The sequence below is a fragment of the Pseudomonas citri genome, from assembly GCF_025336485.1.
Lineage (GTDB): Bacteria > Pseudomonadota > Gammaproteobacteria > Pseudomonadales > Pseudomonadaceae > Aquipseudomonas > Aquipseudomonas citri.
Genome location: NZ_JAODAB010000016.1, coordinates 52218 through 71789, shown reverse-complemented (window position 1 = coordinate 71789; position 19572 = coordinate 52218). Strand labels below are relative to the sequence as shown.

Genomic DNA, 19572 nt, shown 5'->3' with positions numbered 1-19572 from the left:
GCTTACATGTTCGGGTAAGTCGGCCCACCGGAGCCTTCCGGCGTCACCCAGGTGATGTTCTGCGCAGGGTCCTTGATGTCGCAGGTCTTGCAGTGCACGCAGTTCTGGGCGTTGATCTGGAAGCGCTTCTCGCCGTCTTCCTGGGTCACCACCTCATACACGCCGGCCGGGCAGTAGCGTTGGGCCGGTTCGTCGTACAGCGGCAGGTTCTTGCCGAGCGGGATGCTTGGGTCGGTCAGCTTCAGGTGGCAAGGTTGTTCTTCTTCATGGTTGGTACCGGAGATGAACACCGAGCTGAGTTTGTCGAAGCTGATCTTGCCGTCCGGTTTCGGGTAATCGATTTTCTTGCAATCGGCGGCGAGCTTCAGGCAGGCGTAGTCCGGTTTGTTGTCATGCAGGGTGAACGGCAGCTTGCCAGCGAAAATGTTCTGGTCGATCCAGTTGAAACCGCCGCCGACGATCGCGCCGTATTTGTGGATCGCTGCACCGAAGTTGCGGCTGGCGAACAGCTCTTCGTACAACCAGCTGTTCTTGAAACTGTCGACGTAGGCGGTCAGTTCATCACCACCTTCGGACTCGGCGAACAGGCGATCGGCCACGGCTTCGGCTGCGAGCATGCCGGATTTCATGGCGGTATGGCTGCCCTTGATCTTGGCGAAGTTCAAGGTGCCGAGGTCGCAACCGATCAGCGCACCGCCCTTGAAGACCATTTTCGGCAGCGAGTTCAGGCCGCCCTTGCAGATGGCACGGGCGCCGTAGCTGACGCGCTTGCCACCTTCCAGGTACTGCTTGAGCACCGGGTGATGCTTGAGGCGCTGGAATTCGTCGAACGGCGACAGGAAGGTGTTGCTGTAGGACAGGTCGACGATCAGGCCGACCACCACCTGGTTGTTTTCCAGGTGATAAAGGAAGGAACCGCCGGTGTTCTCGGTGCCCATGATGTCCAGCGGCCAGCCGGCGGTGTGCACCACCAGGCCAGGTTGATGCTTGGCCGGGTCGATCTCCCAGATTTCCTTCAGGCCGATGCCGTAGTGCTGGGCGTCCGCGTCGCTGTCCAGGTTGAAGCGCTTGATCAGTTGCTTGCCGATGTGGCCACGGCAGCCTTCGGCGAACAGCGTGTATTTGCCACGCAGTTCCATGCCTGGCGTGTACAGGCCTTCCTTCGGATTGCCTTCACGGTCGACACCCAGGTCGCCGGTGATGATCCCGCGCACCACGCCGTTCTCGTCGAACAGCGCCTCTTGGGCGGCGAAGCCCGGGTAGATTTCCACGCCCAGGTTTTCGGCCTGCTGGGCCAGCCAGCGGCACAGGTTGCCCAGGGAAATAATATAGTTGCCTTCGTTGTGCATGGTCTTGGGCACGAAGAAGTCAGGTATTTTGCTCGCGGCCTCGGCGTTTCTCAGGACATAAATGTCATCACGCGCGACCGGCGTGTTCAACGGTGCACCGAGTTCTTTCCAGTCCGGGAACAGTTCGTTCAGGGCTCGTGGTTCGAACACCGCGCCGGAGAGAATGTGCGCACCGACTTCCGAGCCTTTTTCAACCACGCAGACGCTGATTTCCTTACCGGCTTCGGCGGCCTTCTGTTTCAGGCGACAGGCGGCAGACAGGCCAGCGGGGCCGGCACCGACGATGACCACGTCGAATTCCATGTATTCGCGTTCCACAGGGCTATCTCCTACTCAAGGCTCACGGTTTTTCTAATTGGAGGGTGACGTTGCATCCGTTGTTTCCTTAGCAAAAAGCACCGAAAGCAACAATGGATGACCCGCGTTCTCTCTTGGCGGCGCATTATATCTACACCACTCTCAGGGTCCAATACAAACGTTTGTTTGAAATAGCCGCAGCCCAGATAAATCACTGACGTACGGCTTATGACTGGCCATTTTGCCGTATTGACCGGAATAGGTGTTCCGGTCAAGATACGGGCGGTTTTGCGCTCGCCGTAGGCTGACTGTCGGTTCCAAGAGCACCTCTAAAGGCAGGGCGAAGGCGCCCAGGAAATGACGTATTGCGCGGTTCGGATGCGCAGTTTACACGCCGCGATAATGAATGACTCATCGGTCATCCGTGACAAATGGTCTTCACGCCGTGAGCAAGGTCATGTGTGGTTCATGCCGGCGTTTTTAGAGGTGCCCTTGCACCCACGAGCATCAACCGCCAGGTTCGCCTAGGCGACTTTCTTTTCACCGGAGAGTAACGAGGAATCCATGAAGGTTCTTGTAGCTGTCAAACGAGTGGTCGACTATAACGTCAAGGTTCGCGTCAAGGCGGACAACTCCGGCGTCGACCTCGCCAACGTCAAGATGTCGATGAACCCTTTCTGCGAAATCGCCGTAGAAGAGGCCGTACGTCTGAAGGAAAAAGGCGTGGCGACTGAGATCGTCGTCGTGTCCATCGGCCCGACCACCGCCCAGGAACAACTGCGCACCGCGCTGGCACTGGGTGCCGACCGCGCCATCCTCGTCGAATCCGCTGAAGATCTGACTTCCCTGGCCGTGGCCAAACTGCTCAAGGCGGTGGTCGACAAGGAACAGCCGCAGTTGGTGATCCTTGGCAAACAAGCCATCGACAGCGACAACAACCAGACTGGCCAGATGCTCGCGGCATTGAGCGGCTACGGTCAGGGCACCTTCGCCTCGAAAGTCGAAGTCAGCGGCGACAAGGTTGCCGTGACCCGCGAAATCGACGGCGGCGCGCAGACGGTTTCCCTGAAACTGCCGGCCATCGTCACCACCGACCTGCGTTTGAACGAGCCGCGCTACGCGTCCCTGCCAAACATCATGAAAGCCAAGAAGAAGCCTCTCGAAGTGCTGACTCCAGATGCTTTGGGCGTTTCCACCGCCTCCACCAACAAGACCGTGAAAGTCGAAGCGCCAGCGGCACGCAGCGCGGGTATCAAGGTCAAGTCGGTGGCTGAACTGGTCGAGAAACTGAAAAACGAAGCGAAGGTGATCTGATCATGACTATCCTCGTAATCGCCGAACACGATAACAAGGCGCTGGCCCCGGCCACGCTGAACACTGTTGCTGCCGCTGCCAAGATCGGTGGCGATATCCACGTATTGGTGGCCGGGCAGGGCGCTGGCGCCGTGGCCGAAGCTGCAGCGAAAATCGCTGGCGTCAGCAAGGTCCTGAACGCGGACAATGCCGCCTACGCGCACCAGCTTCCTGAGAACGTCGCGCCACTGGCAGTCGAGCTGGGCAAGGGCTACAGCCACATCCTGGCCGCCGCCACCTCCAACGGCAAGAACATCCTGCCGCGCGTGGCCGCTGCATTGGATGTCGACCAGATCTCCGAGATCATCTCGGTAGTGAGCGCCGACACCTTCACCCGTCCGATCTACGCCGGTAACGCCATCGCTACCGTGCAATCGACTGCTGCGATCAAGGTCATCACCGTGCGCGCCACCGGTTTCGACCCGGTTGCCGCCGAAGGTGGCTCGGCTGCCATCGAAGCCGTGGGCGCTGCCCATGACGCCGGCATTTCCAGCTTCGTCAACGAAGAACTGGCCAAGTCCGACCGTCCTGAGCTGACCGCTGCCAAGATCGTCGTTTCCGGCGGTCGTGGCATGCAGAACGGCGACAACTTCAAGCACCTGTACGCCCTGGCCGACAAGCTGGGCGCTGCCGTCGGCGCTTCCCGCGCGGCGGTCGACGCAGGTTTCGTACCCAACGACATGCAGGTCGGGCAGACCGGCAAGATCGTGGCGCCACAGCTGTACATCGCCGTCGGTATCTCCGGCGCGATCCAGCACCTGGCCGGCATGAAAGACTCCAAGGTGATCGTGGCGATCAACAAGGACGAAGAAGCGCCGATCTTCCAGGTGGCTGACTATGGCCTGGTAGCGGACCTGTTCGAAGCCGTCCCTGAGCTGGAGAAGCTGGTCTAATCCGGCCTCTTCACTTATAACGTCTTCATTTATAAAGAGCCCGGCCCTTTGGTCGGGTTTTTTATTTCTGTATCAGAGGAGCATATCGCCATGGATCTGCGCCGTTTGGCAGGTGGGTCGTTGTTATGCGCTTTGGCGCTCGTGCCGGACCTGTCAGCCGCGGCCGGCAAGTGTGAGCGACTGATCGCCACCGGCAGCCCGGATGCGCCACCCTACCTTTGGCAAGACCCGCAAGACCCCAAGCACCTGATCGGCGCCAGTGCCGACCTGCTCACGCAAGTGGCGCAGGAGCTGGGGATCAAGATCGAACTGCTCTACGCCGGCAAGCGCGCCCAGGCACTGGATGAAGTGCGCAGCGGCCGCATGGACCTGCTCGCCGACGTGCCGTTGACTACGACGGAACTTGAAACCCTGGACTACATTCATCCACCGTTGCTGGAAAACGACTATCTGGTCTGGACCCGCAAGGATTCGACCCTGGCCTTCAACCAGCCCGGCGACCTTCATGGCCATCGCGGCGCCTTGTCGGAAAAGTCTCGCATGACCCAGGGATTTGGCGTTTTTGCCGAGCAGCAATTGTCCCTGACCCGCACGCCAAACCTGACCCAGGCCTTTCAGAAATTGCTGTTGGGAGAGGTGGAATATGTACTGGCGGGACGCTACTCGGGCCTGGCAATGGCTCAGACACTGGGCATGGCGAACGATCTTCAGGCCGCACCGCAAGCGGTGGATAAACCGGGACTGTTTGTGGCGGTTTCCCACAACTCCGCCTGCAATGACCCATGGTTGCGCGGACAGCTGGCGCAAAAGATGACAGAATTGGCCGCGTCCGGCCTGACGGAGGCTGTGTTGCAGCGCAATCTGGAGCGTTGGAACACACAGTTGCAGCCATCTGTCAGTGCCCCCAAACAGTAGGGAACATTAGTGACTATTCGACCTCTTTCCGCTGCCCTGGCCGTTCTGGCTCTGGCGGGCTGCGCAGCCGATCCGGCGCCGAATGAACAGATCCGCCTGACTGAACAGGCACTTGAGCAGGCCCGTGCCGTAGGCGCCACTGCCGACGAAGTACCCGAGTTGAAACTGGCTGAAGAAAAATTTGCCCGAGCCAAATCCAACATGGCCGACGAATCGTACAAGAAGGCCCGCATGCGCTCCGAACAGGCCGAACTGGACGCACGCCTGGCCGAGGCGAAGGTGCTGACCCTCAAGAGCCAGGAGCAATTGAACGTGCTCGACACCCGCATCAAGCGTTTGCGCAAGCAGTTGCGGGAGGACGCCCAATGAAGCACTCCCACGTATTCGGCGGCTTGCTTCTGGCGGGCCTGGCCAGTTTGTATGGTTGCGCCGGCCAGCGTAGCGAGGCCGCGCTTGATCAGGCCAGTGCCGACTTCCAGAAGGTCAAGGAAGACGCCAACGTGCTGCGTGCTGCGCCCAAGGACGTCATCCGCGCCGGCGAATCCCTGGCCCGTGCCGATCGTTTGTCCAGCTACTGGGGCAGCGGCGAGGATGTGCAGCATTACGCCTACCTGAGCCAGCGCTACAGTGCGATCGCCCGCGAGCACAGCAACAAGTTGCTCAACGAAGAGCGCGCGGCGAAGCTCGAACTGGAGCGCCAGCGCCTGCAATTGGCCTTGCGCGAATCCAAGTTGTTGAGTGTCCAGCAGCAGGGCAAGTGGCTCGAAGAACAGATCATGGCGATGGCGACCACCGAGACCGATCGCGGCTTGGTGATGACCCTTGGCGATGTGCTGTTCGACGCCGGTGAAGCCGAACTGAAAAACTCGGCCAATCGGGTTGTGCTCAAGATCGTCCAGTTCATGCAGCTCAATCCCAAGCGTGTGGTGCGTATCGAGGGTTATACCGACAGCACGGGGGGTAAACAGGAGAACCTGAAGTTGTCGCGTGATCGCGCACAGGCGGTGGCCGATGTGCTGGTGGACCTGGGGATCGACGAAAAACGCATCCAGGTCGAAGGCTACGGTGACGAGTACCCGGTGGACGTCAACGCTTCGGAGCGGGGCAGGGCGCAGAACCGTCGCGTCGAGATCGTGTTCTCCGACGAGAAAGGCCAGCTCGGCGCCGCCCGCTGAGGGCTGCGTCACTGGAAAACCCGGCCCCTTTAGAAGGCGCCGGGTTTTTTTGAGCCTGCGCTCATGCGATTAGTACAGTTGGGGCTGTCACCCCACTGTACTGTCGAGTAATCTGGCAACTGTCCCAGTACACTTCTAAACTGTTCCGGTATCGTTTCCCACAAGAATAAAATGCCCGTGAAATCGAGTGCTGCGTCATGACCAACCTTCTGCTCTATCAACGTATTGCTCAACAGCTGGCTGAAGACATCCGGCGCGGTGTGTACCAGCCGGGTGAGCGCGTACCGTCGGTGCGCAAGATGAGCTCGCAACTCAACGTCAGCCATGCCACGGTGTTGCAGGCCTACGCCAATCTTGAAGACCAGGGGTTGATCCGCGCGCGGCCACAATCGGGTTACTACGTGCACCAGACGCCAGCCTTGACGGCGTCGACCCCGGACATTGCCCGGGTCGAACGTCCGGGGCTGGTGACGCGCAGCAGCATCATCCAGCAGGTGTTGGTGGAGTCGCGTCGCGAGGGCGTGTTTCCGCTGGGGGCGGCGGTGCCGAGCGTCGACTACCTGCCTGTTCGGGCATTGCACCAGCAATTGGCGAAGGTCACGCGTTTCCATAGCCCGCGGGCATTCAGCTACATGTTCAGCCCGGGCTTCGAACCGCTGCGTCGCCAGGTGGCCATCCGCATGCGTGACGCCGGTGTCGTGGTGGACCCTTCCGAGGTAGTGATCACTCACGGCTGTGTCGACGCGTTGCAAATGTCCCTGCGGGTGCTGACCCGGCCCGGGGACCTGATTGCCGCCGAGTCACCCACCTACTACGGCTTGTTGCAGCTGGCGGACTTGCTGGGGCTCAAGGTCATCGAGATCCCCAGTGACCCGGTGACCGGCATGAGCCTGGAAGCCTTGCAACTGGCGGCAAACCAGTGGTCGATCAAAGCGCTGGTGCTGACCACGCGCCTGAGCAATCCCCTCGGCGGCACCATGCCCGAGGAGCGGCAGAAGCAATTGCTGCGCCTGGCGTCGGACTTCGACATCCAGATCGTCGAGGACGATATCTACGGCGAACTGATGTTCGAGCAAGGCCGCACCAAGGCCCTCAAAGCCTACGATCGGCTGGACCGGGTCATTTATTGCTCGAGTTTTTCCAAGACTTTGTCGCCGGGCGTGCGCATCGGCTGGATGATCGCCGGCAAGTTCCAGCAGGAAATCCAGCGCTTGCAGACCTTCAGCACCCATTCGGCGTGCAGCGTCACGCAGATGGGGATCGCGGCGTATCTTGAGAACGGCGGTTATGACCGACACCTGCGCTATATCCGCCAGGAGTACCGCAAGAACCTGAGTGCTTTCCAGTTGGCGGTGCAGCAGCACTTCCCCGAGGGCACGCAAATGAGTCGTCCCACCGGAGGCTTCATCCTGTGGGTCAGCCTGCCGGGGCGGGTCAACACCCAGGAACTGCATGTGCAAGCCTTGCAGCAAGGTATCAGTATTGCGCCAGGGCTGATTTTCAGTAATACCGAGCAGTTCAACCACTGTATTCGCCTGAACTGTGGTATCCCCTGGAACCGCGAGGCAGAGCGGGCGTTGATGACGCTGGGGCTGTTGGCGAAGCAATTATGCCAAGAGACGGCCAACGGATTTCTTTAGGCGCCAGCGGCATCATCCGACGCACTTGTCAGCGCCCTGTTATCAGGCGAGCATGGGCACCTGTGTCGCCAGTGTCGTGATGTTTTATGAAAGCCATTTTTCCTGCCGCGTGGGTCTTGATCGGCCTGTTGACTGCCTTCCATGCAGGGGGTGTCGTGGCGGCTTCGGCATCGGAGAAGCCGTCGGCCCAGGTCACGAAAAAAGCACCTGGAAAGCCGGCGGTCGTTAAAAAGACACCGGCCAAGAAAGCCGCTGCCACGGCGAAGAAACGAGCGCCGATTGCGTCCAAGAGCCAATCTGCCCATGAGATCGCCCAGACGCCTCTACCACCGGCCAAGCTGGATCTGAGCTTGCCCCGGGACATGGTCGAACAACTCCAGCCCCCCGGCAAAGTGTCGATGTCCAAGCGCGAACCTTTATTGCCGTCGATGTTCGGGGAGAAGCCCGGGCCGTTCCAACTCAATGGCCGTTTGCTGAGCAACGAAATGCAACTGCCATTGCGTAACCAGGAGCGTTATGAAGTGGAAGGCGCGGCGCTGGACATCGAGTTCAAGCAGTAAGCCAGGGGATGTTGTTCGTCGCTGACTGTTCAGTCATCCGATCGTGGGGAAAAAACACGCCGACGGTAATTTAAAACAACTGTTTTAGCCGTTACTCTGTGTCCCGTTACCAACCATTACCTGCCGTGAGGATGTTGTCGTCATGAAATGCCGTGAAGGCTGTGGCGCGTGTTGCATTGCCCCTTCCATCAGCTCGTCCATTCCGGGAATGCCCCAAGGCAAGCCTGCGGGCGAACGTTGCGTGCAGTTGTCGGTCGATAACCTGTGCCAGATCTTTGGCCAGCCAGAACGCCCGGCGGTGTGCTCGGGTTTCCAGGCCGACATCGAGGTCTGCGGCAACAGCAGCGAAGAGGCCATCCGGCTGATCGGTTGGTGGGAGCAAATCACGGCTGCGTAATGGCGCAATGAACGGCATTCAAATGAACGAACTTGGACAATAAGGAAAAGACTATGGGTTCGCTGCATCGTATGGCTGTGCTGTGTGGGTTGACTGCCTTGTTGGCCACGGCCGCTGCCCAGGCCGAAGACTGGCAAGTCGCCAAGGAACAGGATGGTATCAAGGTGTCCCTCAGTGAAGTGGCCGGCTCCAAATACAAGGCCTACCGAGGCGTGACCGTCATGAAAACCAGCTTGGAAAAGCTGCGGGCGCTGCAGGAAGACGTTCCCGGAGCCTGCGCCTGGATTCATGAGTGCAGGAGCCAGAAGCTGCTCAAGCATGAAACCAACAAGAGCTGGACCTACACCCAGTTCAACACACCATGGCCGGTCACTTCCCGTGACTCGGTGTTGGAGGTCACCACGGAAGAAGGCGCCGATGGCAGTCTGACTCGGCACCTCAAGGGTGTGCCGACTTACCTGCCCGAGGAAAAGGGTTTTGTGCGCGTGACCCAGGTCGACGGGTTCTGGAAGTTCACTCCCAAGGGCGCGGGCCAGGTCGAAGTGGTCTACCAGGTCCACACTGAGCCGGGTGGTGATGTTCCATCCTGGCTGGCCAACAAATTCGTGGTGGATGCGCCGTTCAATACCCTGAAGTCCTTGAGGGAGCGCGCCGAGAAGTAATCGACGACTGTATGAAAAGACCGCCCGCGAGGCGGTTTTTTCATAAGGGCGCCCAACGACTCAGCGGAACGATTATTCAGCCTGCAATGTCGAGATAGAGGTAAGCCAGGTTCTGAATCGATCGAGGAGACAGCGATGCAAAAGTGGGAAATCACTTTCGTTGATGATCACGGCGAGACCCTCGCCGAGCAGTTCGACTATGAACAGGAGCCCACGATGGAACAGGCTGCACAATGGATTCGCGAAAGGCTGCTTCCAGTGCCCGCGCAACTGGATCTCAACGACCTGGAAGGTCGCACCCCGGAGCCGACCGTCAAGAACCTCAAGTCCCAGCACAGCATCGAAATCATCAGCATTACGCCGATTTCATGAAGTCGGTGTCTGGCCCCGCTTGGCAGTGGTGACGACTTGAGGCTACTCTGCAACTGAGATCAGCGAAAGGATCGCTCAGGTCCGGTCTTGTCAGCTACATGCTTGTGTCCCAACGGTTATTCATGCCGTATCGCGTCCAGCCTGCGGGTTGCTCGCGCGGGAAGACGGAAAGTCTATCCATTGGTTTTCAGGAGGACGTTTCATGAGCACAGCCTATCAAGAAGACATCAGCACCAGCGTGCTGCGCCGCATGAAAGAAGGCGGTTTCGATTTTTCCCGATTTCATCCCATCGAGTTCTACGCCATTTTCCCCGACGAGGAGCGGGCGCGTAGGGCGGCAGGCCATTTTCTTCGGGGCGAATCGCTCAATGCCCAGATCAGTGCACGAGATGACGGTGCCTGGTCGTTGGAACTGAGTCGGGTGATGTACGCCACATACGATGATATTGGCGATTTCGAACAAGATTTCGAGGCGGTGGTCGAGCCCTTGGGCGGCGTTATCGAAGGCTGGGGCGTCAAGCAGGAGATCCGGCGCCTGCAAGCCTGATACCCTTCACGCAACCGCAGCGACGGCCGACCTTAGTGTCGGCCGTTTTCATGTTCGGGCCGACGATCCGGCTGACCCATCGCCATCGCGAGCAAGCTTTGCTCCCACAAGTGATTTGCGGGAGTACGGACTCAGCTCAGAAGCTGTGGGAGCAAAGCTTGCTCGCGATAGCGGCCCCGCTATCCACGAGTCCTGCCAGGAGGTCATATGAGACTTACGATCAGTCACGAAACGGCCTACCACTATGCCGGCCAGGTTCAAGCCAGTATCCAGTACCTGCGCCTGACGCCCCGCGACAGCGAGCGCCAACAGGTGTTGAGCTGGCAACTCGACCTGCCGCGGCCGGTGCGGGCGCAGTTGGATCCGTTCGGCAATATCCTGCATGTACTGACCCTGGACGAACCCCACGAGACGATCATCATCGGCGCCCGTGGCCAGGTGGACATCGACCCGCTGTGCGAAGCCGAGCATGAAAGTCAGTCGGCGCTGCCGTTCTTGCGATTCACCCGGTTAACCGAGGCGGACGAGCCCCTTCGAGCCTTTACCGCGCAACAATGCAAGCAGCGTCGCAATCGCACGGCACTGATCGACCTGATGCACGGGCTGAACCAGCACATGACCTACACCCCTGGCGTCACGACAATCGAGACCCGCGCGGCCCAGGCCTTTGCCGGTCGTAGCGGGGTTTGCCAGGACCATGCCCATGCATTCCTGGCCTGTGCTCGCAGCCTGGGCATTCCAGCGCGGTATGTGTCGGGGTATCTGTTCAGCGAGCAGAGCGCCCACTTGACGAGCCATGCCTGGGCTGAGGCCTGGTTCGACGGCGCCTGGTACAGCTTCGACGTCACTCACCAACTGGCCCGCCCGGAGCGGCACCTGAAACTGGCCGTGGGCCTGGATTACCTGGACGCCTGCCCGGTGCGTGGGTTGCAGCGCGGTGGCGGTTGCGAACAGATACACGCCAAGCTGGTCGAGACACCGCAGCAATAGCGGCGCCGCATTCAACGTGGCGAGGGGATCAATCTGTGGCGAGGCTTGCCCGCGTGCAGGCGACGCGGTCTTTCCGGGTGTAGAAGCCCATCGCAAGCAAGCCAAGCGAACTTATGGCTTCAACGGCTGCTTGCGTCCCGCCATATGCTTCAAATACCCCACCAGCAAATCCAGCTCCGAATCCGGCAGCACCGCCGCCGAGAACCCCGGCATCTTGCCTTGTGGCCAGTGACGCAGGCCCTGTGGGTCGCGGATGTAGCGCTTGAGGAAACCTGCCGAGAAGTATTCGGTCGGGTTGAAGGGGACGTTCAGGTCCGGGCCGAACTGTGCATCACCCGCGCCGTTGAGCCGATGGCACGCCAGCCAGTTTTTCTGGAACAGCTCGAACCCTTTGTTGACCGGATCGTCCTTGGCCAGGTTGGGCGCCGGCAGCAAGGCCGGGAAACGGTCAGCCACGGCTGACAGACGCTTGATCGTCGCCACCGCGTACGGCCATTGTTCCGGGCTGATATGGCTGGCCTGCGGATCCGTCCAGACCAGATAGAACGGCCCGGCACTGTGCTTGCCTTCACCCAACGGTGGCCATGGCTTGGCAGGATCCTCGATGGCCAGCCAGGCCCGGGCGCCGCGGGTGTTGAGCAGTGGCGCCGCAGGCATTTCGGCGGCGAAGCCGTCCGAGGCGACGGCTTGCAGATGATCGTCCGGCTTAATGCCTGTCAGCAACGCCGTCAACGGTACGGCGCGATAACTCATCGGCTTCTTGTAGGAAACGTCTTCAGGAATCTCGACCGTCCGGGCTTCCGGATGCTTGAGCAATTCTTCGGTTTGCCAGGTGCGCGTCGTCGAGCCGAGCTCCATCACCAGTTGCGCGGCATACAGGGGCGTGCTGAGCAGCAACGCCCCGAACACTATGAGAGTTTTCAACTGAATCGCCATCCATGTCGAGAGGGGGGCGCAAAGATTGGCACAGCCACCACGGCTCGAACAACGCGACCGTCAGGTTTTTTGAGGGCGCAGGTGCTGGCGCACGGGCCTCAGCCGATCATCTTGGGGATATTCGGCAAAATCAACAGCAGTGTCGTGGCGAAGAGAATGAGTCCGGCTTGACGAACTTTCGAATGCTTGAACATGGCTGACCCGCCTTTTTTGTTATTTCCTGAAGGCCAACCTGCATATCTCCATGACGGCTGGCGTTGCACTTCCTGTCTGACAAGTGTCTCGGCAAAACCCGACGACTCGCTTGTACAAGGATTACATTAGGGGGCCCGGAGGCCTTGGTTTAGATCCAATTTGTATGAGCTTGACGCTTTTTGCTATCAGAACGGTATGAGGCCTATTGCCACCTTCTTGCCGGCCCTTTTGCTAGACAGCTCGCTCTCCTGAATCGGTTAACCCGATAGCTCGCTACCGTTCGTCTGAGCGTGGTCGTCAACCCCGTTGAGCGCTGTGGTCATTGAATCCCGCGCCGCGGGGCTTATGGTTGGAGGCATCGCAATGCCCCCGGTTTTGGCGAGGAATTCATGACCGAAGCTTTGATTTTCGACGCGTTACGTACCCCACGTGGCAAAGGCAAGGCCGATGGCGCCTTGCACAGTGTCAAGCCGATCACCTTGCTGGCTGGCTTGCTCGACGCCTTTCAGCAACGCATGAGCCTGGACACCCGCCAGGTCGACGACATTGTGCTCGGATGCGTGACCCCGATCGGCGAGCAGGGCGCCGATATCGCCAAGACTGCGGCGCTGCTGGCCGATTGGGACGTCAGCGTGCCGGGCGTGCAACTCAACCGGTTTTGCGCCTCGGGCCTGGAGGCGGTCAACCTGGCCGCCATGAAAGTGCGCTCCGGGTTCGAAGACCTGGTGGTGGCCGGTGGCGTCGAGTCCATGTCGCGGGTGCCCATGGGCAGCGATGGCGGTGCGTGGGCGCTGGACCCGCAAGCCAACCTGCACGGGCATTACATCCCCCAAGGCATCGGCGCCGACCTGATCGCCACGTTGGAAGGCTTCAGCCGCGAGGACGTCGATCGCTATGCGCTGCATTCCCAGCAGAAAGCGGCACGCGCCCGGGCCGATGGCTCGTTCGATAGATCCCTGGTGCCGGTGCGGGACCAGAACGGCATTGTCCTGCTGGACCACGACGAATTCATCCGTGCCGACTCCACGCTCGAAGGCCTGGGCAAGCTCAAGCCGAGTTTCGCGACCATGGGCCAGATGGGCTTCGACGGCACGGCGCTGCGGGTCTATAGCCAGCTCGAGCGAGTCGACCATGTGCACACGCCGGGCAACAGTTCCGGCATCGTCGACGGAGCCGCCCTGATGTTGATCGGTTCCGAAGCCAAGGGGCTTGCCCTGGGTTTGCAGCCTCGGGCGCGAATCGTCGCCACGGCCGTCATCAGCACCGACCCGACCATCATGCTCACCGGCCCGGCGCCGGCCACTCGCAAGGCGTTGGCCAAGGCTGGGTTGCGGGTGCAGGACATCGACCTGTTCGAAGTCAACGAAGCCTTCGCCAGCGTGGTGCTCAAGTTCATCAAGGACATGGCCATCGACCCCGCCAAGGTCAACGTCAATGGCGGCTCCATCGCACTGGGGCATCCCTTGGGTGCTACCGGGTGCGCCATCCTTGGCACGTTGCTCGACGAATTGGAGGCGCGGCGTCTGCGCTATGGCCTGGCGACCCTCTGTGTCGGTGGCGGCATGGGCATTGCCACCGTCATCGAACGCCTCTGAGCCCCGACTTCAAGGAATGCTTTTTTCATGACCGATGCCATCCGCTACGAAACCGGCCCGGACCGGATCGTCGTCCTGACCCTGGATTCACCGGGCCAGAGCGCTAATACCATGAACGCCCTGTACCGCCAGGCCATGGCCGCCTGTGTCGAGCGTTTGCTGGCTGAAAAGAATTCGATTGCCGGAGTGATCATCACCTCGGCCAAGCGCACCTTCTCAGCGGGTTGCGATTTCAACGAACTGATCAACGTCGACAAAACCAGAGCCCAGGTTTTCTACGACGCAGTCCTGGAACTCAAGACGCAATTGCGCGCCTTGGAAACCCTGGGCAAGCCCGTGGTGGCGGCCATCAACGGCGCCGCCCTCGGCGGTGGTTGGGAAATCTGCCTGGCCTGCCATCATCGCGTGGCGCTGGACCAGCCGTCGGTGCAGATCGGCCTGCCGGAAGTCACCTTCGGCTTGCTCCCAGGTGGCGGCGGGGTGGTACGGATGGTGCGCCTGCTCGGCCTGGAAAAGGCCTTGCCGTATCTGCTCGAAGGTCAGAAGGTCAGTGCTCGACAAGCGCAGCAGGCCGGTTTGATCGAGGATTTGGCAGAAGATCGCGAGCAATTGCTCGCCAAGGCCCGCACCTGGATTCTTGCTAACCCCTGCGTGGCTCAGCCATGGGACGTGAAGGGCTATCGGATTCCAGGCGGCACGCCGTCCGACCCTGGCGTCGCGTCCATGCTGGCGATCGCGCCCTCAATCCTGCGTAACAAGACCCAGGGGTGCCTGCCGGCACCGGAGAAAATCCTCTGTGCCGCAGTGGAAGGAGCCCAGGTGGATTTCGACATCGCCCACCTGATCGAAACCCGCTATTTCACCGAGCTTGCGACTAGCCAGGTGGCGAAGAACCTGATGGGCACCTTCTGGTTCCAGCTCAACGAGATCAAGGCAGGCGGTGCTCACTCACAGGGTCTTGCGTCTTGGGAAATCATCAAGGGCGCCGGCACCAACGAAGCGAGCGATTCTGTTCTGCAGATCAACGAGACGCCGATTGTGCTCAACGACCGACCGGGCTCCTTCAGCTCCCGGGTACTCGGCGCCTATACCCATGAAGGCATCGCCATGCTCGGCGAAGGCGTGAGTGCGCCGATGATCGAGACCGAAGCGCGCAAGGCCGGGATGCGGGGCGGGCCGTTGGCGATTTCTGACGAAATTTCCCTCAGCCTGATGAGCCATATCCGCGCGCAAACTGCCAAGGACCTTCAAGTAGAAGGGAAAACACCGATCGAACATCCGGCATTCACCGTGATCGACTGGCTCCTTGAGTGCCAGCGACCGGGCAAGGCCGCCGGTGGCGGATTCTATGAATACCTGGCCGACGGGCAGAAGCACCTTTGGCCGCCGCTCAGGCGCCGTTTCGAGAAAGCCGACGGGCAAATCTCGCCTCAGGATATCCGTGATCGCCTGTTGTTCGTCCAGGCCCTGGAAACGGTGCGTTGTCTGGAAGAGGGCCTGCTGGTCTCGACCGCCGACGCCAACGTCGGCTCGATCTTCGGCATTGGCTTCGCGACCTGGACCGGCGGTGCGTTGCAGTTCATCAACCAGTATGGATTGCGCGATTTCGTGGCTCGGGTCCAGTACCTGGCCGAGCAATATGGCGAGCGTTTCTCGCCGCCGGCATTATTGCTGGAAAAAGCCGCCAGGCAGGTGCTGTTCTGAGACGCTGAGGGGCTTGCCTTGGGACCGTGTTTCGAGGCAGGCTCTGGGGTGTGCAATATTCCCATCATCGTGTCAGGTATTTTTTATGTCCCTACGCATCTGCATTCTGGAAACCGATATTCTGCGTCCAGAACTGGTCGATCAATATCAGGGTTACGGGCAGATGTTCCAGCGCCTGTTTTCGCAGCAGCCCATTGCCGCCGAATTTGTCGTCTACAACGTGATGCAAGGCCATTACCCCAGCGATGACGAGCAGTTCGACGCCTACCTGGTCACCGGCAGCAAAGCCGACTCCTTCGGTACCGACCCCTGGATTCAAACCCTCAAGACCTACCTGCTGGAGCGCTACCAGCGGGGCGACAAGTTGTTGGGCGTGTGCTTTGGTCATCAACTGTTGGCGCTGTTGCTCGGTGGCAAAAGCGAACGCGCCACCCAAGGCTGGGGCGTGGGCACCCATAGTTACAAACTGGCCGCCAAGGCGCCCTGGATGAGCCCGGTGAGGGAAGAACTGACCTTGCTGATCAGTCACCAGGACCAGGTCACCGAACTGCCGGAGAATGCCACGGTGATCGCTTCCAGCGATTTCTGCCCATTCGCCGCCTATCACATCAACGATCAGGTGCTGTGCTTCCAGGGCCACCCGGAGTTCATCCACGATTACTCCCGGGCCTTGCTGGAAATTCGCCAGCAACACCTCGGCGAGCAGATCTACAGCAAAGGGATGGCGAGCCTGGACCAGGAACACCATGGCACGACGGTGGCAGAGTGGATGATGCGTTTCGTAGCTCAGAAGTAGGTCTGAGCTACGAGCTACGAGCTGCAAGTCGGAGCGGCGACGCTAACTTGCAGCTTGCAGCTGCCTCCTACAACCATCCCGAACGTTTGAAGCTCCACCACAGCGAGGAGCAGCCCACCGCAATAACCCCCAGCACCGCAAAGTAGCCGTATTGCCAGCTTAGCTCTGGCATGTCCTGGAAGTTCATCCCATAGATCCCGGCCACGGCCGTGGGGAACGCCAGGATCGCCGCCCAGGCCGCAAACTTGCGCTGCACCACGCTCTGGCGCGAAGCTTCGAGCAGCACACCGACTTCAATGGTCTGGCTGGCAATGTCCGCCAGGGTCGTCAGGTCTTCCATCTGTCGGGTGACATGGATCTGCACATCGCGGAAATAGGGGGCCATGTTTTTGTCGATGAATGGAAAGTCGAGTTTTTGCAGTTCTTCGCTGATTTCCACCATCGGCGCCGCATAACGGCGCAGGCGCAGCACGTCACGGCGCAGGCTATGCAGGTTCTGGATGTCCCGTTCGTTCAGGGAACTGCACAGGACGTTGCGCTCCAGCTCATCGATCTCGGCGTGGATGGCTTCGCCCATGGGTTGGTAGTTTTCAATGACGAAATCAAGGATCGCGTAGAGGACGAAATCTTCCCCGTGCTTTAGCAACAGGGGACGCGCCTCACAGCGTTGTCGGACATGGGCGTAGGACGCCGAATGGCCGTTGCGGGCGGTAATGATATAGCCCTTGCCGGCAAAGATATGGGTTTCGATGAACTGCAGCTTGCCGTCCTTGCGGATCGGCGAGTAGGTGACGATGAACAGCGCGTCGCCAAAGGTCTCCAGCTTGGGACGACTGTGTTTCTCCATGGCGTCTTCGATCGCCAGTTCGTGCAGGTTGAACTGACGTTGCAGGTTGGTCAGTTCCAGGGCTGTCGGCTCTTCCAGGCCGATCCAAACGAAATGACCTGGTTTTGCAGCCCAGGCGCTGCCTTCGTCGAGGGTGATGTTGGTGACTTTCTTACCGGCGCTGTAGACCGCAGCGGCAACGACTCTACCCATAATGGTGATTCACTTCTTATTGGAAAATGGCAGTAGCAGGCACTTGCCCAGCTTAGCGCGCCCTGTTCCTTGGGCGTCAGCAAAATTTGCGCAATGTCGCGGCAAAAGAAAACCCGCCGTGAGGGTAACGCCGATCAGTTAAGGATCAAACGGTGCAAACCCTGTGGGAGCAAGGCTTGTTGTGGGAGCAAGGCTTGCCCGCGATGAAGTTGACGCGATCTGAAGTCGTGGCGCCTGTATCGCGAGCAAGCTTTGCTCCCACGGGTTTGTGGCTTAACTGATCGGCATTAGCCGTGAGGGCGGGTTTTCATTCACGCGGCTTGCAACTGCCGGTCCATCGAGGCGATGCACTCGCGCATCTGCTCGCGGCATTGGGCGATGAGCCGGGGCATGTCATCCATGCTCAACCCTGCCGTGGGAATTGCCGGCAATGATCGTATGAGAATGTCGCCGCTGCGCCAGCGGTTGAGGCGCATGTGCTTGATGTAGCTGCTGACGCACACCGGGACAATCGGCACCCCGGCCGCAATCGCCATCTGGAATGCGCCTTTCTTGAAGGGCAGCAAATCCTCGCCCAGATTGCGCGTGCCCTCCGGGAACACCCAGATCGACGTGTCCTCATGTTGCAAGGTATGGGTGGTGGTCAGCATCGCCCGGCGCGCCTTGATCGCGTTGCCACGGTCGATCAACACATTGCCTGCCAGCCAGAACAACTGTCCGAACAGTGGTACCCATTTCAGGCTCTTCTTGCCGATGCACACGGTACGGCGCGGCACCACGTTGCCGAACACGAACAGGTCATAGTTGGATTGGTGGTTGGCGATGATCACGCAGCTCTGGGGCTTGCCCCGCAGCGTGTCAACATCGGCCTTCACCCGCAGGCGCAAGATCCACATGGCTGGCAATGCATAGAGGCGTGCGCATAAACGGCTGTTGTCCGGATTGAATGGTCGACACAGGCCCAGGATCGTCCCAAACACACCCGCCAGGCAAAAGTGCAAGCCCATCAACAGCATACGCAGAACAAACAGCATCTACAGGTCCACCGGGACAAAAGGTGGCGCAGTGTACGGACGTGCACTGTTTTCGGCAATTGCCTGCTATAGAGGTAGGAAATGGATGATGTTCAAGTCGCACGTTTCAACGTAACGCGACAGAAGCGGCCTAGAGCTGTCGACCTAACGAGTGGCGAGGGAACCCGCTCCCTCGCCACGATGATCCGTGCAAGCGTTAAATGACTTGGTGGCGTTAGCCGAAGCTTTCCTGATCCAGCAGGATCGCACTGTCCAGCGTATCCAGCAGGGCTTTGCGAACCTTCAATTTGGTGTTCTTGTGGGCCGTCATATTGATCTTCTTCAACTGGCGCGCAGCTTCCAGGGCGGCGTCGTGCAGCTCTTCGGCGGCGACCACCTTGTCGAGGAAACCAGCATCCACGGCGCCCTGCGGGTTGAACATCTCGGCATTGATCACCGAACGATGAAACGCCGACTTGCGCAGCCGATCACGGGCCAGCTCGATACCGGCGTGGTGCATGGTCATGCCGATCTGCACCTCGTTCAGGCCGATGCTGAACGGCCCGTCCACACCGATGCGGTAGTCCGCCGAAAGCAGCAGGAATGCGCCCTTGGCCACCGCATGCCCCGGGCAAGCGACAACGATGGGGAAGGGGTGCGACAGCATACGGCGGGTCAGCGTCGAGCCCGCGGTGACCAGGCTCACCGCTTCCTTGGGACCGGCGGTCATCACTTTCAAGTCATAACCGCCCGACAGGATCCCCGGCTGCCCGGTAACGATCACCACCGCCCGATCCGCCGTCGCCTGGTCCAGCGCAGCGTTGAACGCGGTGATCACCTGGGGCGAGATGGCATTGACCTTGCCGTTGTTCAAGGTCAGGGTCGCGATACCGTCTTCGAGATGGTAGGCAATCAAGTCGCTCATGACGCTATTCCTTGTAAAAGAAGTGACGCAGACGTTACCCACCGGGGCAGGACAGGTAAAGCGCCATGACTGACTCGCCGGTCACTGCTCCAGGCCCATGAACCCGCTGCGCTGCCCAACCGGCCGCACCTTCCCCTATCGCGCGGGGCATTCGTTGCGCCGAAGATTGGCAGGTTTGCCATGTCCGAGAGCGTTGGAAATGACGGATGGCCTTAACCA

The 19572-nt window shown here is 60.0% G+C and carries 20 protein-coding genes; 15 read left to right on the top strand and 5 right to left on the bottom strand.

The window, feature by feature from the left end; genetic code table 11:
• Window positions 1-2: 2 nt before the first annotated feature.
• The gene (locus N4Q37_RS17880; RefSeq protein ID WP_260960828.1) at window positions 3-1667 is read right to left on the bottom strand and encodes an electron transfer flavoprotein-ubiquinone oxidoreductase; all 1665 of its coding nucleotides are present in this window, start codon (window positions 1665-1667) and stop codon (window positions 3-5) included.
• Between the two features lie 543 nt (window positions 1668-2210).
• On the opposite strand from N4Q37_RS17880, the gene N4Q37_RS17875 reads away from it, so the two are divergent.
• The 12 genes from N4Q37_RS17875 to N4Q37_RS17820 all read left to right on the top strand — a co-directional run bounded on the left by N4Q37_RS17875 (window position 2211) and on the right by N4Q37_RS17820 (window position 11150).
• A complete protein-coding gene (locus N4Q37_RS17875) occupies window positions 2211-2960 on the top strand; it encodes an electron transfer flavoprotein subunit beta/FixA family protein (protein WP_260960825.1) in 750 nt (249 codons plus the stop codon).
• 2 nt (window positions 2961-2962) lie between these two features.
• Complete coding sequence (locus tag N4Q37_RS17870) at window positions 2963-3892, top strand: electron transfer flavoprotein subunit alpha/FixB family protein (protein ID WP_260960824.1); 930 nt, start codon at window positions 2963-2965, stop codon at window positions 3890-3892.
• 90 nt (window positions 3893-3982) lie between these two features.
• Window positions 3983-4807, top strand: a complete 825-nt coding sequence (locus N4Q37_RS17865; RefSeq protein ID WP_260960822.1) for a substrate-binding periplasmic protein — start codon at window positions 3983-3985, stop codon at window positions 4805-4807.
• 9 nt (window positions 4808-4816) lie between these two features.
• Window positions 4817-5176 (top strand): DUF4398 domain-containing protein, encoded by a 360-nt coding sequence (locus N4Q37_RS17860; RefSeq protein ID WP_260960820.1) that lies wholly within the window; start codon window positions 4817-4819, stop codon window positions 5174-5176.
• Complete coding sequence (locus N4Q37_RS17855; protein ID WP_260960819.1) at window positions 5173-5982, top strand: OmpA family protein; 810 nt, start codon at window positions 5173-5175, stop codon at window positions 5980-5982. Before N4Q37_RS17860 ends, N4Q37_RS17855 begins: the two co-directional genes overlap by 4 nt.
• A 197-nt stretch (window positions 5983-6179) precedes the next feature.
• Window positions 6180-7622, top strand: a complete 1443-nt coding sequence (locus N4Q37_RS17850; protein ID WP_260960816.1) for an aminotransferase-like domain-containing protein — start codon at window positions 6180-6182, stop codon at window positions 7620-7622.
• 86 nt (window positions 7623-7708) lie between these two features.
• Complete coding sequence (locus tag N4Q37_RS17845; protein ID WP_260960814.1) at window positions 7709-8182, top strand: translation initiation factor 2; 474 nt, start codon at window positions 7709-7711, stop codon at window positions 8180-8182.
• Window positions 8183-8324: 142 nt separating this feature from the next.
• A complete protein-coding gene (locus tag N4Q37_RS17840; RefSeq protein ID WP_260960812.1) occupies window positions 8325-8579 on the top strand; it encodes a YkgJ family cysteine cluster protein in 255 nt (84 codons plus the stop codon).
• Window positions 8580-8632: 53 nt separating this feature from the next.
• The gene (locus N4Q37_RS17835; protein ID WP_260960810.1) at window positions 8633-9241 is read left to right on the top strand and encodes an START domain-containing protein; all 609 of its coding nucleotides are present in this window, start codon (window positions 8633-8635) and stop codon (window positions 9239-9241) included.
• Between the two features lie 135 nt (window positions 9242-9376).
• The gene (locus N4Q37_RS17830) at window positions 9377-9613 is read left to right on the top strand and encodes a hypothetical protein (protein ID WP_260960808.1); all 237 of its coding nucleotides are present in this window, start codon (window positions 9377-9379) and stop codon (window positions 9611-9613) included.
• Window positions 9614-9815: 202 nt separating this feature from the next.
• Window positions 9816-10160 carry a ribonuclease E inhibitor RraB gene (locus N4Q37_RS17825; protein WP_260960806.1) on the top strand — a complete coding sequence of 115 codons (345 nt, stop codon included), beginning with the start codon at window positions 9816-9818 and terminating at the stop codon, window positions 10158-10160.
• A gap of 207 nt (window positions 10161-10367) precedes the next feature.
• The gene (locus N4Q37_RS17820; protein WP_260960803.1) at window positions 10368-11150 is read left to right on the top strand and encodes a transglutaminase family protein; all 783 of its coding nucleotides are present in this window, start codon (window positions 10368-10370) and stop codon (window positions 11148-11150) included.
• A gap of 111 nt (window positions 11151-11261) precedes the next feature.
• Here the strand turns inward: N4Q37_RS17820 and N4Q37_RS17815 are convergent, their stop codons facing one another.
• Window positions 11262-12074 carry a c-type cytochrome gene (locus N4Q37_RS17815; protein ID WP_260960801.1) on the bottom strand — a complete coding sequence of 271 codons (813 nt, stop codon included), beginning with the start codon at window positions 12072-12074 and terminating at the stop codon, window positions 11262-11264.
• Window positions 12075-12670: 596 nt separating this feature from the next.
• Here N4Q37_RS17815 and N4Q37_RS17810 point away from each other — a divergent pair.
• From N4Q37_RS17810 to N4Q37_RS17800, 3 genes are all read left to right on the top strand, one after another.
• Window positions 12671-13876: an acetyl-CoA C-acetyltransferase gene (locus N4Q37_RS17810; RefSeq protein WP_260960799.1), complete on the top strand. Its 1206-nt coding sequence runs from the start codon at window positions 12671-12673 to the stop codon at window positions 13874-13876.
• Between the two features lie 27 nt (window positions 13877-13903).
• Window positions 13904-15580, top strand: coding sequence for an enoyl-CoA hydratase-related protein (locus N4Q37_RS17805; RefSeq protein WP_260960798.1), 1677 nt, complete (start codon window positions 13904-13906; stop codon window positions 15578-15580).
• A gap of 85 nt (window positions 15581-15665) precedes the next feature.
• A complete protein-coding gene (locus N4Q37_RS17800; protein ID WP_260960795.1) occupies window positions 15666-16376 on the top strand; it encodes an amidotransferase in 711 nt (236 codons plus the stop codon).
• 67 nt (window positions 16377-16443) lie between these two features.
• Here N4Q37_RS17800 and N4Q37_RS17795 read toward each other — a convergent pair whose 3' ends face one another.
• The 3 genes from N4Q37_RS17795 to N4Q37_RS17785 form a co-directional block, all read right to left on the bottom strand.
• The gene (locus N4Q37_RS17795) at window positions 16444-17415 is read right to left on the bottom strand and encodes a magnesium and cobalt transport protein CorA (protein ID WP_260960792.1); all 972 of its coding nucleotides are present in this window, start codon (window positions 17413-17415) and stop codon (window positions 16444-16446) included.
• A 311-nt stretch (window positions 17416-17726) separates the two neighbouring features.
• A complete protein-coding gene (locus tag N4Q37_RS17790) occupies window positions 17727-18449 on the bottom strand; it encodes a 1-acylglycerol-3-phosphate O-acyltransferase (RefSeq protein WP_260960790.1) in 723 nt (240 codons plus the stop codon).
• Between the two features lie 214 nt (window positions 18450-18663).
• Window positions 18664-19353 carry a crotonase/enoyl-CoA hydratase family protein gene (locus tag N4Q37_RS17785; RefSeq protein ID WP_260960788.1) on the bottom strand — a complete coding sequence of 230 codons (690 nt, stop codon included), beginning with the start codon at window positions 19351-19353 and terminating at the stop codon, window positions 18664-18666.
• Window positions 19354-19572: the final 219 nt, after the last annotated feature.

Bases quoted from the DNA above. Each gene is read 5' to 3' on its own strand.
- N4Q37_RS17870 (WP_260960824.1), top strand. From the start codon at position 2,963: ATGACTATCCTCGTAATCGCCGAACACGATAACAAGGCGCTGGCCCCG.
- N4Q37_RS17845 (WP_260960814.1), top strand. From the start codon at position 7,709: ATGAAAGCCATTTTTCCTGCCGCGTGGGTCTTGATCGGCCTGTTGACT.
- N4Q37_RS17810 (WP_260960799.1), top strand. From the start codon at position 12,671: ATGACCGAAGCTTTGATTTTCGACGCGTTACGTACCCCACGTGGCAAA.
- N4Q37_RS17820 (WP_260960803.1), top strand. From the start codon at position 10,368: ATGAGACTTACGATCAGTCACGAAACGGCCTACCACTATGCCGGCCAG.
- N4Q37_RS17790 (WP_260960790.1), bottom strand. From the start codon at position 18,449: ATGCTGTTTGTTCTGCGTATGCTGTTGATGGGCTTGCACTTTTGCCTG.
- N4Q37_RS17875 (WP_260960825.1), top strand. From the start codon at position 2,211: ATGAAGGTTCTTGTAGCTGTCAAACGAGTGGTCGACTATAACGTCAAG.
- N4Q37_RS17800 (WP_260960795.1), top strand. From the start codon at position 15,666: ATGTCCCTACGCATCTGCATTCTGGAAACCGATATTCTGCGTCCAGAA.
- N4Q37_RS17825 (WP_260960806.1), top strand. From the start codon at position 9,816: ATGAGCACAGCCTATCAAGAAGACATCAGCACCAGCGTGCTGCGCCGC.
- N4Q37_RS17865 (WP_260960822.1), top strand. From the start codon at position 3,983: ATGGATCTGCGCCGTTTGGCAGGTGGGTCGTTGTTATGCGCTTTGGCG.
- N4Q37_RS17855 (WP_260960819.1), top strand. From the start codon at position 5,173: ATGAAGCACTCCCACGTATTCGGCGGCTTGCTTCTGGCGGGCCTGGCC.
- N4Q37_RS17805 (WP_260960798.1), top strand. From the start codon at position 13,904: ATGACCGATGCCATCCGCTACGAAACCGGCCCGGACCGGATCGTCGTC.
- N4Q37_RS17835 (WP_260960810.1), top strand. From the start codon at position 8,633: ATGGGTTCGCTGCATCGTATGGCTGTGCTGTGTGGGTTGACTGCCTTG.
- N4Q37_RS17830 (WP_260960808.1), top strand. From the start codon at position 9,377: ATGCAAAAGTGGGAAATCACTTTCGTTGATGATCACGGCGAGACCCTC.
- N4Q37_RS17840 (WP_260960812.1), top strand. From the start codon at position 8,325: ATGAAATGCCGTGAAGGCTGTGGCGCGTGTTGCATTGCCCCTTCCATC.
- N4Q37_RS17785 (WP_260960788.1), bottom strand. From the start codon at position 19,353: ATGAGCGACTTGATTGCCTACCATCTCGAAGACGGTATCGCGACCCTG.
- N4Q37_RS17795 (WP_260960792.1), bottom strand. From the start codon at position 17,415: ATGGGTAGAGTCGTTGCCGCTGCGGTCTACAGCGCCGGTAAGAAAGTC.
- N4Q37_RS17850 (WP_260960816.1), top strand. From the start codon at position 6,180: ATGACCAACCTTCTGCTCTATCAACGTATTGCTCAACAGCTGGCTGAA.